The organism is Haloferax namakaokahaiae (assembly GCF_042663225.1).
In the GTDB taxonomy this organism is placed as follows: domain Archaea; phylum Halobacteriota; class Halobacteria; order Halobacteriales; family Haloferacaceae; genus Haloferax; species Haloferax namakaokahaiae.
In genome coordinates this window covers 155,842-169,292 of record NZ_JBHTAA010000002.1, presented here as the reverse complement: position 1 = coordinate 169,292, position 13,451 = coordinate 155,842, and the positions used below count along the sequence as shown (strand labels likewise).

The following is a 13,451-nucleotide window of genomic DNA, read 5'->3' as shown; positions in this document are numbered from 1 at the left end:
TGCTCGACCGCGGGGAAGTGAGGTGTTCGAAGCGCCTCTGGAACTCGTCGCGTGAGTCCCGTCAGTCGTTGCCGACGCGACCCTGTTCGTCCGGGACACCCGAGTGCTCGTAGAAGTAGTCGGTGAGGACGTCACGCCAGCGCTCGGCCTGTGCGACCTGCTCGTCGAACCGTTCGGCGACGTGCCGAAACCGCCGTTCGTCTATCTCACCGTCGAGCGACTGCCACTCGTCGCGGAGCTGTCGGGCCTGCTCGACACCGGCGAAGCAGTTGTCGTAGAGCCGCTGGACGACGGTCGTTCCGTCTTCGAGTTCGTGTGTCCACGGCAGATGGTGGAAGAAGAGCAGCAGTTCCTCCGGACAGTCCTCGACGGACTCGTAGCGCCCGGCGACCGGGCCACGATACTGGCCGGCGTACCCGCTGCCCGTGCTCGTTCGGTTGACGCCGATTCCTTCGTCGGTCGCGCCGTGGTAGCCCGGCCACTCGTCGGGCGACGGATAGAAGTGATTCTCCAGATGCTCCTCGCCGTTGTGCATCATGTGCATGAGACCGAGACCCCCCGTCTCGTAGTCGATGCAGGCTTCCCACGAGTCGTGGAGGATTCGAGTGACCGTGTCAACGACGTTTTCGTCGGTTCCGAACGTCTGTCGGACCCACTCCTCTGTGACTGTCTCAGCGGGCATCTCGGGGTCCCACGCGACTCGGCCGAATGCGTAGAGGTTCGCCTGTGCGAGGTAGGTCCCCGTCCAGCTGTGGTCCTCGCCGACGCTGCCGACGCCGACGATACCCTCGCCGTCGCCACGGAATAACGAGTGGACCGGTGACCCCGGCCCGTCGGCGTGCGTGTCGAACGCGAAGATTTCGTTCCACATCGGCAGGTGGTAGGTCGCGTGGACGCCTTGGCCGGTGTACTCCTGAGTGATTTGCAGTTCTAATCCGAGGTCCGTCTCGGGCATCGCACCGAAGAGCGTCGAGACCGGTTCGCGCGGCTGGAAGTCGATGGGACCGTTCTTTATCTGGACGGTGACGTTGTCTGCGAAGTCACCGTCGAGCGGTTGGAAGGTGTCGTAGGCCTGTACCGCGCGGTCCTCGTGGGTTCCGTAGACGAAGGCGCGCCACCAGACCCTGCCGTCGTGTGGTTCTAACGCGCGCGCGATGGCGTTCGCGCCGTCAACGTGGTCGCGGCCGTAGTCGTACGGGCCGGGTTGCCCCTCCGAGTCGGCCTTGACGAGGAAGCCCCCGAAGTCGGGGACGAGCTCGTAGATTTCGTCGGCCTTCGCGCGCCACCACGCGCGGACGTCCTCGTCCAGCGGGTCGGCCGTGTCGAGGTCTCCAACGAGCATGGGCGCGGCGAAGTTGACCGAGAGATACGGCCGGATGCCGTACCGTCTGAACACCGATGCGAGACTCGTAAAAGCCTCTAGTCGGTGGGATTCGAGCAACTGCCAGCCCTCGAAGGCGTCGAAGGCGGCGTTCGCGCTTGCTCGCTCCGGCTTCGTCGTGTTGACGTTGTTGAAGACGATGCCGTTGATGCCGATAGACGCGAGGAGTCGTGCGTAGTCTTCGTACCGCGGACGAAGGTCGGGGAGTCGCTCCCAGTCGAAAATCGACTCGCCCCCGTAGCCGCGCTCGACCGACCGATGAAACGGCGTGTCCCACTGATTGAGCAGTCGGTTCTCGTAAGTTGGCTCCTCGCACACGTCGAGGTCGTCAACGGGTTCGTGCGTGTTCAGGAGGCGTAACAGGTGAAACGTTCCGTACACCAACCCGCGGTCTGTGGGGGCGGTGACGACGAGACAGTCCTGACCGTTCCACGTGACCGATCGGAGCAGGTAGCCGCCGTCGGCGAGGTCGTCCACGACGTCGGTCCCGACCGACTCTGCGATCATCGCCATGTCGTCGGGTGTCCCGATAGCGAGAAAGCCGTCGGTCGTCGTCGGTGGGTGTTGCCAGAAGTGTGGGTCCCTTCCCAGTAGCTCGGGGAGAGCACGCCGGAGTTCGTCCCGAACCGCGCTCAGCTCCGGTGCTTTCTCCGCTACGTACGCGTGTAGACACCGGCGCCGGTACGAGTCGAGGCGACCCTTGGGGACGCGTTCGTACCGGAGCCAACAACTGTCGTACTGATTCATTGTATCCGGCTGAGCAGTCGGTACCGGGGACTAAAACAGTAGTGCTCGACCGAATCGTTATGCAGGAGGAGTGTGTCGGTTCGGGTGCCTACCGAAACCCTATCGCGGCCGGTATTGAAATCAGTAACAGCGGCGGTAGTTCGTCCGGCAGTGAAAGTTTCGTCTCCGGCATTTTTCAGAAGTCGTCAGTTCATTATAATGCACAATGTTTATAATAAACTATAGAATACTATGCCATGTTATGTCATCCGATAGCAGGCGGGAGGAGTACGACAGCTACATGAGTCGCCGGAGAGTGCTGGCAGCGGCCGGCGCGTCCGGCGTTGCGGCCCTCGCTGGCTGTTCCGGTGGGAGCAACGACACGACCGAATCGAGTTCCGAGACGGACTCCGACTCCGGGGATTCGACCGAGGAGTCAGGTGACTCGGGGATGTCGGTCAACGACGCGTCGTTCGCCAACGCCTACACCGGCAACCCAGTTGACCTGCACTTCAACTCATCGGCAAGCCAGAACTTCGCGTGGCCCGCCGGCCGAGCGGTGTTCGCTCCGTTCCTCAAGTATTCGTTCAACGAGTCGGAGTTCATGTACGGTGCCCTCTCCGACCTGCAAATCGAGGATCAGGAGGTTACGCTCACGTTCCGTGACGACCTGACGTGGAGCAACGGTGACGACTGGACGACAGAGGACCTCGACGTCCAGCTGCAACTCGCCAAGAAGACCGGTAGCTCGCTTTGGGGCTATCTCGAGGACTACGAAATCGTCGATGAGAAGACGGCGAAGTTGTTGCTCTCGGGACCGACGAACCCGCAGATCATCAAATTCGAACTGACTAACTTCTTCGTCGATACGAAAGCCGAGACGCACAGTCAGTGGCTCGACAAGGGAGAAGCCGAGTTCCTCCAGTGGGCGTGGGAGGACCCCGTCGCAAGCGGGATGTTCCAGTTCGAAAACAAGGACCAGCAGGCATTCGAGTTCTCGCGCAATCCCGAGTTCTACAAAGCCGACAACGTCAACTTCGAGACCTACCTCCTCGAGAGCTACGGTGGTAACACCGCCCAACACCAAGCGCTCATCTCCGGTAGCGAGGTGGACGCATCGACGAGTCTTTTCACACCGCCGGAGATCGCGGACCGCTTCCCGGACAACGTCGTCGAGGTCAACATCCCGGCGAAGTGGGGCTACGGTATCGTCTTCAACCACAACGACCCCCACTTCGGCAAGCGGGCCGTCCGGCAGGCGGTCGCTCACGTCATCAACCGCCAAGCGCTCGTCGATAACGCGGGGCCCCGAACGAAGTTCGTCGCGCCGACGCCGTGTGGCATCGCCCCACGTGATCAGGAGTACTGGCTCGGTGACTGGTTCGACGACTTCGAGACCTACGGTGCCGACGAGACGCAGGCGGAACAGGCGGCCCAATTGCTCGAAGACGCCGGCTACACGAAGCAGAACGGCACGTGGCAAGACAGTAGTGGCGAGACCCTCGGTGGCGAGTACTACTCGCCGTCGGGGTGGACCGACTGGACGACGATGACCCAGACGGTCGTCAGCCAACTCAACGAGTTTGGCTTCGACTTCTCGGTCACGACGAAGCCGACCAACGACTGGTTCGGCCAGTACTCGAACAGCAACTTCCAGATGGGGTCGTTCTACTGGCTCCCCGGTGGGTCGCGTTCGGCGTTCCCCTACTTCCCGCTGTACTACCAGTTGTGGGCAACCGACATTGGTGGCGGTCACGGGTACCGCGAAAAGGCGGACACCGAGCAGACGCTGCCCGGTCGTGACGGTGGCGAGACGACCATCAATCCGTTGGAAGTCACGCGAAACATCGCTCGCCAGGCGAACGATGACGAGTCGCGGCCGTACGTCCAACAGGCGGCGTGGCACAGCCACATCGAACTGCCGTTCCTCGGTCTCGTCTCGAAGTACGAGCAGTCGTGGGTGACCGACGACGATTGGACGGTCGCCAGCGAGGACAGTCCGAACCGCCGTGTCAAGTGGCCACCGTTCTGGTGGGTTCACGAGGGCGAACTGCAGTACCAGGGATAATTAGCCTCGTCGATCAAGCCACCAACGACAACAATGAACTACTACCTCAGACGAACGGTCAGAATCCCCCTGACCATCCTCGCGGTTGCGACTCTCACCTTCGGTTTGATTCGTCTCCTCCCGGGTGGGCCGTTCACACAACTGCGCATCCAGCTCATCCGTCAGGGTGTTCCGGCCGAGCAGGTCAACGCCCGTATCGAAGCACTCCAGAACATCAGGCCGGACGCACCGCTCTGGCAGCAGTATCTCGACTACCTCATCGGCGTGGTCCAGTTAGACCTCGGCCAGTCGATATCGCTGAACGCACCCGTGATAGAAGTACTCGCCCGTGCACTCCCGTGGACGGTCTTCCTCGTGGTGACGTCAACGGTCTTGATGTTCGTAGTCGGCGTCCTCATCGGAGCGGTCCAGGCGTACAAGGAAGGCTCCCGATTTGACAAGCTCGCGTCCGGGAGTTCCATCTTCCTGATGGCGGTTCCGTACTACATCTTCGCCGTCATCTTCCTGTTCTTCCTGGCGTTCCAGTTCAACCTGTTCCCGACCGGGAACGCGGTCGAACGCGGCGTCGAGGCCTCGCTCAGCGTAGAGTACATCCTGAGTGTACTCCACCACGCCGCACTGCCGATTCTCGCGTTCACTATCGGTGGCGTCGGGTCAACGGCGCTCAACATGCGCGGGAACGGTATCCAAGTGCTCGGTGAGGAGTACGTCGAGGTCGCCCGCCTCCGTGGGCTCTCAGACGGGCATATCGCAACGAAGTACGTCGCAAAGAACGCCATCCTCCCGATGTACACGGGACTGTTGTTGCTCATCGGCTTCCGCCTCGGCGGGACCGTCGTTCTGGAGCAGATATTCTCGTACCCGGGACTGGGCTACTACCTCATCTCCGCGGTCAACGCGAACGACTATCCGCTGATGATGGGCTGTTTCCTCGTCATCACGATTACGCTCGTCATCGCAGTGTACATCGCCGACTTGACCTACGGTCTCATCGACCCACGCATCAGCGCAGGTGATTCCGATGGTTACTGAAGTCGATTCCTCCTCGTCGGACGATATCGACTGGCGTTCGGAGTCGTCGTCGGCCGAGATGAGCCAACGCGACCGCCTCGAGGAGTTCTACGAGCAGAACATCTACGAACCCGCTGTCGTTGCGTGGTCCGACACCCGGACGCGACTCGGACTCATCATCCTGAGCGTCTACCTGCTGATGGCGCTCGTCGAAGTGCTCGGTCTCTGGCGCGAGCCGGTTCCAAACCAGGCACCGCGGTTGCTCGTGCCGTTCGCGGACATGCAGTACCCGCTCGGGACGACCCAGTCGGGTGTCGATCTCATGGCGCTCATCATCGACTCGACGCCGTTCATCCTGCTGATGGTGCTCGCGGGCGGCGTGTGGGCGACGAGTGTCGCTATCGTCGTCGGAACCGTCTCGGGATACAAGGGCGGCACCGTCGATACCGTAATCACGTCCATCTCGGACCTGTTCATGGCGATTCCGGGGCTGCCGCTCATCATCGTGCTGGCTATCACGCTGAGTCCAGAGAACCCACTCCTTCTCGGCGTGATACTGACCATCAACTACTGGGCTGGGCTCGGCCGGTCGATTCGGTCACAGGTCCTCTCGATTCGTGAGGCTAGCTACGTCGAAGCCTCGCGGACGATGGGGACGAGCACGCCCCGAATCATCCTGAAAGACGTGCTGCCAAACATCATGCCGTACATCATGGTCAACTTCGTGCTCGCCGCGCGCTACACCATCTTCGCATCGGTCGGGCTGTACTTCATCGGCGTTCTGCCGTACACCGGGCAGAACTGGGGTGTCACGCTGAACAACGCGTACAATCAGGGCGGTCTGTTCACCCTCGGTGCGCTCCACTGGTTGCTCGTGCCTATCGTGGCCATCGTCGGCCTCGCATTCGGGCTCATTCTGGTGAGCCAAGGGATGGACCGCATCTTCAACCCGCGGGTACGGACGCGTCTCACCGGCAAGTCCGAGTCCGTCGAAGAAGAACAGAGTTCATCGACTACGGGGATGATGTAAATGGCTATGAACACTTCACCGAACGACACGATAGTATCGGACAACCAGATTGACGACCCGATCCTCGAGATCGAGGACACGAACGTCACCTACAGCGAGGGCGACACCTACGTCCTCGAAGACGTCAACGTCACCATCGACCGTCACGAGGTCCTCGGCATCGTCGGCGAGTCCGGCTCGGGCAAGTCGATGTTCGCCTCCGCACTGCTCGATGCGGTCCCGGACCCCGGTCTCTTGACCGGGAAAATCCATTACAACCGTGAGGACGGTTCGACTGTCGATATTCTCCAGATGAGCGACGAGGAACTGCGGAAATTCCGCTGGGAGGAGATTTCGATGGTCTTCCAGGGGGCGATGAGCTCGTTCAACCCGACGATGAAAGTCGGGTCGCACTTCAAAGAGACGCTCCGAACCCACGACAAGAACGTCTCGGAGGGAATGGAGTTCGCCCGCGAACTGCTGGAGAACCTCTATCTCGAACCCGAGCGCGTGCTTGGGTCGTATCCCCACGAACTCTCCGGGGGGATGCAGCAGCGTGCGCTCATCGCGCTGAGTATGGTGCTCGACCCGGAGGTACTCGTCATGGACGAGCCGACGGCAGCACTGGACCTGTTGATGCAGCGGTCGATCCTCCAGTTGCTCGACAACCTTCAGAGCGAGTACGACCTGACGATTATCTTCATCACGCACGACCTCCCGCTCGTCGCGTCGTTGGCCGACCGGATGGCCATCATCTACGCGTTCCAGTTCGCCGAAATCGGGCCGCGTGACGAGATTATCAGTAACTCCGCGCACCCGTACACGCGTCAGCTGTTGAACGCGACACCGAATCTCGACGCACCGTTAGAAGATATGCAACCCATCGAGGGTGAAGGACCCGCCCCGGTCAACGTCCCTTCGGGCTGTCGCTACCATCCACGCTGTCAACTCGCAACCGAGGAGTGTCGGACCGACGACCCACCGTTCTCGCCGGTCGATAGTGAGACGACCAGCCATCGTTCGGCCTGTCACCACCGCGAGAAGGCTCGTGAGGAGATTCCGCTCAACTTCGGTAAGACCGCCGTGGAGTTCGACCAGTTGCTCGACTCGGACTCTACAGACGAGGTGGCGGACGCGACCACGGTGACGACTGAGACATCGGACGACACGCCGCTGCTGTCGCTCGACGACGTCGAAGTTCACTTCAAGGAGGAACAGAGCCTCGTCGAACGATTCACGCAGGACCCGACCGTCGTTCGTGCAGTCGATGGCATCTCCCTCGATATCGAGGAACAGGACCTCGTCTGTCTGCTCGGCGAGAGCGGTTGTGGGAAGACGACGCTCGGCAAGACGATGATCGGCCTCCAGAAGCCGACCGGTGGTTCCATCGAGTACCGCGGTCACGACATCTGGGAGGCGAAAGCGGGCGACGCCGACATCCCCTACGAGGAGGTCCGCTCGGCGCTCCAGATCATCCACCAGGACCCCGGCAGTGCGCTCAACCCCAACCGACGCATCGCCGACATCCTCTCGGAACCGCTGCGGCACACCCACCCGAACATCGGCCGCAACGAGCGTCGCAACCGGATGCACTCGCTGTTAGAACGGGTCGGCATGACGCCGGCAGCCGACTTCCTCGACCGCTATCCGCATCAGCTATCGGGCGGTGAGAAACAGCGCGTCGCCCTCGCGCGGGCGCTACTGATGGACCCCGACGCCATCCTCGCCGACGAGGCCATCAGCGCCGTTGACGTGAGCCTGCGTATCGGAATCATGGACCTGATGCTCGAACTCCAGTCGGAGTTCGACACCTCGTTCCTGTTTATCAGCCACGACCTCTCGAACGCACGCTACTTCGCCGAGCACGGTGACGGCCGCATCGCCGTCATGTACCTCGGCGAAATCGTCGAAATCGGGTCCGCCGAGCGGCTCATTCACGACCCTCGACACCCTTACACGGAGGTGTTACGGTGGGCGACGCCGAACCTCGATCTGGATGCGATGGACGCCGAGGACCCGCCGATTCGTGAAATCGACGTTCCAGATCCGGTCAACCCGCCGTCGGGCTGTCGGTTCCACACCCGCTGTCCGGTGGCGCGCGAGGCCTGTCGAGCGGAGCAGCCGAGTCTGACAGAACTGGACGACGGCGACGGAGCCGCGGCCTGCTTCCGTGAGGACCCGGACCACGCGTACTGGGACAGCGAACCCCTCGACGGCGCAGTCGCCGAACCCGAGGACCTCGCACAACACTGAGCGCTCAGTCCACCCCCCTTTCTCGTCCGGCGCTCGGTCTCGTTCGCGTATCTCACTTCTCCTTGCCGCCAGCTTTCGCACCGACACACCGACAAGCTATTACTACCTACACTGGCATAGACGACACTATGACACGGTACACCCCCCGGATTGTGGACGGCACACTCTATCTCGTCGGCGAGGACGGCGGCGACCGGCTCGAGGTTGGAACCATCGACGACGTCGTCGATGCCGTCGGTGGCGAAACGTACGTCATCGAGTACGATCATCATCAGCGGACCCAGCCGTGGCTCCAGACGGACGACGGCGTGCTCGAAATCGACGTACGCGAGGCAGTGACGACGCTGCCACACACCGAAAAGAAGGTCGCGGAACTCGCCGACTACGACATGTCAACCGAAAGATACGGTCTGCCCACCCGGACGGTCGAGTTCGCCAACCAGCTGGTCGATATCCTCGAACTACAGGGCAGTTCGTAGGGTGCGAACCGCAGCGGAACCGACGGCGTTTCTCGGAGCGGTCACAGCGAATCGAGTGAAATCTCACGGCCCGTCTCTGCCGCCTCGTAGATGGCGGCGAGCGCTCGCATGTCAACGAGCGCGTGGTCGCCGTCGGGGGTCAGCGGCTCCTCTCGGAGCACGTGGTCTGCGAAGTAGTCGAACTCCTCTGTCATCTCGTCGGTGAAGACTTCACGACGGCCGTCGTTCAGTTCGACCTCGCGCCCGTCGAGCGTGCGGTAGGTCAGTATCTGCGGCGACTCGCCGAGGAACGTCGGTTCGAGGACGAGTTCGCCTTCGGTACCGACCAGTCGGAGATGTCCCGAACGGTGGGAGTGTTGGCTCGACGTGCAGGCCGCGTAGGTGCCATCGTCGAACTGGACGGTGAAAGTGGCGTGTTGGTCGGGGACGTTTCGGAACGCCTCGTCTTCGGAGTGCATCTGGGCGGTCACGCTGACCGGGTCGGCTCCGAGGACGAACCGCGTGGTGTTGAGCGGATAGATACCGAGGTCCATCACGGTCGCCCCGTAGCCCGCGAGGTCGGGGTTCAGCCGCCACTGGTCGGGGTCGCCGGAGACGACATCGAGCATCTGCTGGCCGATGTGGCCATGGACGGCCACCGGCTCTCCGATAGCACCTTCGGCGACGAGGTCCCGCATCAGTCGGACCTGCGGGTCAGTGTGCATCCGGTATGCGACCATCAGCGGGATGTCTTCGGTTACGTCAACGAGTTCTTCGGCCCGTTCGAGCGTCGCCTCGACAGGCTTCTCGCAGAGGACAGCCTTGTCGTGCTCGGCGGCAGCGACCGCGTAGGGGAGATGCAGGGCGTTCGGCGTACAGATGTAGACGGCGTCGTACTCGTCGGTCGCCTCGCCCTCGATGAACTCGTCGTACGTGAGACCAGTCGTAATCGTCGGTGTCGCCGCGACTGTCTCGTCGGCCTTCTCGTGGCTACTGCTGACGGCGACGGTCGCTTCACAGAACTTCGAGGATTGGATGGCCGGAATCGCCTGTTTGCGGGTCCACCAGCCGAGACCGACGATGGCGAGTCTAAGCGTACCGGAGTCCAGTGCCTCCCAGTCACGGGTGCGAACACCCTGTAGTAGGTCGTCGAGTGACATACTACGAGGGTTCTCAGCGACCGGCAAAAGTGTAGTGGACAGGGCGGAAACCGACGATAAGATTTGTCTTGCGGTCCGCAGACAGCGCAAGCATCGCGGCGGCAGATAGTTAGGGAACCGTAAGAGTAGTATGCGAGAACTGTGAACACGTGGCTGATGACGGAGACAAGAGCCAACTACGTGAACGGAGAGTGGGTCTCCTCGGAATCGGGCGAGACCATCGACGTCGAGAACCCCGCGAACCCGAGTGAAATCGTCGCGCGCTACCAGCAATCAAACGCCGCTGACGCGGCTGATGCGGTCGATGCCGCTGTCGAAGCGCAGGACGATTGGGCGACGACACCCGGCCCGAAGCGCGGCCGTATCCTCCGGGAGGCGGGCACCATCCTCCAAGAACGGAAAGACGAACTGACAGACTCGCTGGTCGCCGAAGAAGGGAAGGCCCGTCCCGAGGCGGCCGGTGAAGTCCAGCGCGCCATCGACATCTTTCACTACTTCGCCGTCAAGGCCGCCGACCTCGGCGGGACGACGAAGTCGCCCAGTGGCCGGCAGAAGAACCTCTACATCCGCCAGGAACCGGTCGGTGTCGCCGCCCTGATTACGCCGTGGAACTACCCGGTCGCAATCCCGGTCTGGAAGCTCGCGCCGGCGCTGGCTGCCGGGAACACGGTCGTCCTGAAGCCCGCGTCACAGGCTCCCGGTGTCGTCCTCGACGTCGCCGAAGCACTGGACGAGGCAGGTCTCCCAGACGGCGTCTTCAACGTCGTGACCGGCCCCGGCAGCGAGGTCGGCTCTGAGTTCATCGAGAACGAGGGCACCGACGCGGTCTCTTTCACCGGTAGCAGCCACGTCGGCGAGATGGTCTACGAGCAGGCTACCGACGCGGGCAAACGCGTCCAGACCGAACTCGGCGGCAAGAATCCGACGCTCGTCACCGACTCGGCCGACCCCGCGGAGGCAGCCCAAATCGTCGCCAACGGCGGCTTCGGGACGACCGGCCAGTCGTGTACCGGCTGTTCTCGCGCGATCGTCCACGAGGACGTCTACGACGACTTCGTCGCAGCGCTCGTTGACCGCGCGGAATCCATCGACGTCGGCCCGGGCAACGACCACGAGATGGGTCCACAGGCGAGCGAGAGCGAACTCAAAGGGACCCTCGACTATATCGAGATTGCCCAAGACGAGGGAGCGACGCTCGTCGCGGGCGGCGGACAGCCCGAGGGAGAGGCGGTCGAAGAGGGCTACTTCGTCGAGCCGACCGTCTTCACCGACGTCGAAAGCGACATGCGCATCGCCCAGGAGGAGGTCTTCGGCCCCGTCGTCGGAGTTTTGAAGGTGAGCGACTTCGAGGAAGGACTCTCCGTTGCCAACGACGTCCCGTACGGTCTCTCGGCCAGCATCGTCACCGACGACCACACCGAGGCCAACCGCTTCATCGACGAGGCGGAAGCCGGTGTGGTGAAAGTCAACGAGAAGACGACCGGTCTCGAACTGCACGTTCCGTTCGGCGGCTTCAAGCGTTCGTCCTCGGAGACGTGGCGCGAACAGGGCGACGCCGGTCTCGACTTCTACACCATCGAGAAGACCGTCTACGACAACTACTGAGCCACGAGCGACTGCGCGACACAAGAGAGACACACCGACCCGTCGGCGACAATTATTCGCCGAGCACCGAGTACACCAGCCGTCACGATTTTTTCACGGCTTTGCTTCGTTCGAATCGGCCGAGTAGTTATATGGGGGGCTATCGAACGAGGGAGCATGGACGACGCACTCGTCGTATTAGAAGACAGAGACGCCTGTGCCGACCTGCTCCGTGAGGCAGCCATGTACGCGAAGGGCGCAGACAGCGAACTCGTGCTCTACTCGCCGATGACTACAGACCAGTACGAAGAGACCGCCGAGACGCTCGACGAAATCGGGCGCGTTGAAAACCGCCAGTACAACGACGACGAGGTACTCGGCGTCGCGCTCACGTTCGCCCGCGAACTTGCGAGCGACGTGCTGGCCGACATCGACGTGGAATGGTCCGTCGTCGCAGACGTGGTCGAAGAGCGCACGGCCGACCACATCGTCGATATCGCCGAAGAGCACGACTGTGATCACGTCTTCACACTCGGCAGCCCGCGGTCGCCCACGGGCAAGGCCGTCTTCGGCGATGCGACCCAGCGACTCATCCTCAACTTTCCGGGCTACGTGACGACGAAGATGAGCTAATCGGTCGAGCCAGCCCAACCGATTCGACATCCCTTCCTCGCAGGTGGGTGGCTGGCAGGCTTACGTCTGGAGGGAGGAGACCAGTAGAACTTCAGAGGTTGGACTGACGACATCCTCCGGTCCTTCCTCCTTCTCTCTTTCTCACCGTGCCGACCGTCCTCGACGGGTCACAACGGGCGACGGACACGCCCGCGGAGCGGCGGCCGTCTCCCTCTCGTCGCTCGATGATGGCACCTTTCGTCACATTGACAGACATTCTCTATTTCAGAACAGACGCCGAAAATACACCGCCCTAAAATTACACTGGTACGGTTGTAATGGAACCAGCATCGAGACACACAGCGGGCAGTGAGCGGGGCAGAGACTAGGGTTACGAGGATGTGGGCGGCGTTCTGGAATAGAGAACGAGATTCAGTAGTTGATGTTGAGTTCCACGACGTTGGCAGCGCTGAGGACGCGTTCGGGGAGCGTTCCGTAGAGGTCCTCGTCGCTGACGCGACTCGCAGGAGCCGAAACGCTAATCGCGCCCAACACCACGCCCGACGAGGCCTTGACTGGAGCGGCGAGACACCGGAGGCCTTCTAGGCGCTCACCGTCGTCGATGGCGTAGCCGCGTTCGCGGACGTCGTCGAGCACGTCGAACAGTTCCTCGCGGGTTCCGATACTCTTCGGTGTCTTCGTCTCCAGCCCACGCCGCTCGATGATTTCTTCGACACGTGACTTCGGGAGGTTAGCGAGGATAGCCTTGCCGAGTGCGGTCGTGTGGAGGTTCGTCCGAAGGCCGGCGTAGGTGTCGAGATCGACGGCGTCGTCACCCTTCGCCCGCATCAGATAGACGCCCATTCCCTGCTCCTCGACGAGCAGGTTGGCGAGTTCCCCCGTCTCGGCAGCCAGCGACTTGACCTCCGGTTCAGCGACCTCGTAGAACTCCATCGACTTCCGGATGTGGCCCCCGACTTCGAGGAATTTCAGGCCAAGACGGTACTGGCTGTCGGTCTTCAGGACGTACCCGTGACTCTGGAGGGTCGTCAGATGGTTGTGGACGGCGCTCTTTCCCATGTCGAGTTCGTTTGAGAGTTCGGTTACTCCACACGGGCCGTTCTGCCGCAACTGCTCTATCACCGCGAGCGTCTTCTCGGTGGTTCGCACCGGGTGCTTGGCATCCATG

The 13,451-nt window shown here is 62.0% G+C and carries 10 protein-coding genes; 7 read left to right on the top strand and 3 right to left on the bottom strand.

Going from position 1 to position 13,451, the window contains the following annotated elements; translation table 11 throughout:
- Positions 1 to 61 precede the first annotated feature (61 nt).
- Complete coding sequence (locus ACFQJC_RS06575) at positions 62 to 2,128, bottom strand: alpha-glucuronidase family glycosyl hydrolase (protein WP_390222513.1); 2,067 nt, start codon at positions 2,126 to 2,128, stop codon at positions 62 to 64.
- A gap of 241 nt (positions 2,129 to 2,369) precedes the next feature.
- Between ACFQJC_RS06575 and ACFQJC_RS06570 the strand changes: the two genes are divergently transcribed.
- From ACFQJC_RS06570 to ACFQJC_RS06550, 5 genes are all read left to right on the top strand, one after another.
- Positions 2,370 to 4,175, top strand: a complete 1,806-nt coding sequence (locus ACFQJC_RS06570; protein ID WP_390222512.1) for an ABC transporter substrate-binding protein — start codon at positions 2,370 to 2,372, stop codon at positions 4,173 to 4,175.
- A gap of 33 nt (positions 4,176 to 4,208) precedes the next feature.
- Positions 4,209 to 5,207: an ABC transporter permease gene (locus ACFQJC_RS06565; protein ID WP_390222511.1), complete on the top strand. Its 999-nt coding sequence runs from the start codon at positions 4,209 to 4,211 to the stop codon at positions 5,205 to 5,207.
- Positions 5,197 to 6,216: an ABC transporter permease gene (locus ACFQJC_RS06560; RefSeq protein WP_390222510.1), complete on the top strand. Its 1,020-nt coding sequence runs from the start codon at positions 5,197 to 5,199 to the stop codon at positions 6,214 to 6,216. The genes ACFQJC_RS06565 and ACFQJC_RS06560 overlap by 11 nt, the downstream gene beginning before the upstream one ends.
- A gap of 6 nt (positions 6,217 to 6,222) precedes the next feature.
- Positions 6,223 to 8,448: an ABC transporter ATP-binding protein gene (locus ACFQJC_RS06555; RefSeq protein WP_390222509.1), complete on the top strand. Its 2,226-nt coding sequence runs from the start codon at positions 6,223 to 6,225 to the stop codon at positions 8,446 to 8,448.
- Positions 8,449 to 8,576: 128 nt separating this feature from the next.
- On the top strand, positions 8,577 to 8,927 hold the full coding sequence (locus ACFQJC_RS06550; RefSeq protein WP_390222508.1) for a hypothetical protein: 351 nt from the start codon (positions 8,577 to 8,579) through the stop codon (positions 8,925 to 8,927).
- A 41-nt stretch (positions 8,928 to 8,968) separates the two neighbouring features.
- Here ACFQJC_RS06550 and gfo6 read toward each other — a convergent pair whose 3' ends face one another.
- Complete coding sequence (gene gfo6 / locus ACFQJC_RS06545) at positions 8,969 to 10,066, bottom strand: D-xylose 1-dehydrogenase Gfo6 (RefSeq protein WP_390222507.1); 1,098 nt, start codon at positions 10,064 to 10,066, stop codon at positions 8,969 to 8,971.
- 156 nt (positions 10,067 to 10,222) lie between these two features.
- Between gfo6 and xacF the strand changes: the two genes are divergently transcribed.
- Both xacF and ACFQJC_RS06535 read left to right on the top strand, forming a co-directional pair.
- On the top strand, positions 10,223 to 11,671 hold the full coding sequence (gene xacF, locus ACFQJC_RS06540; RefSeq protein WP_390222506.1) for a 2,5-dioxovalerate dehydrogenase: 1,449 nt from the start codon (positions 10,223 to 10,225) through the stop codon (positions 11,669 to 11,671).
- 156 nt (positions 11,672 to 11,827) lie between these two features.
- Complete coding sequence (locus ACFQJC_RS06535) at positions 11,828 to 12,283, top strand: universal stress protein (RefSeq protein WP_390222505.1); 456 nt, start codon at positions 11,828 to 11,830, stop codon at positions 12,281 to 12,283.
- A 411-nt stretch (positions 12,284 to 12,694) separates the two neighbouring features.
- Here the strand turns inward: ACFQJC_RS06535 and xacR are convergent, their stop codons facing one another.
- Positions 12,695 to 13,450 (bottom strand): HTH-type transcriptional regulator XacR, encoded by a 756-nt coding sequence (xacR, locus tag ACFQJC_RS06530; protein ID WP_390222504.1) that lies wholly within the window; start codon positions 13,448 to 13,450, stop codon positions 12,695 to 12,697.
- Position 13,451 lies beyond the last annotated feature (1 nt).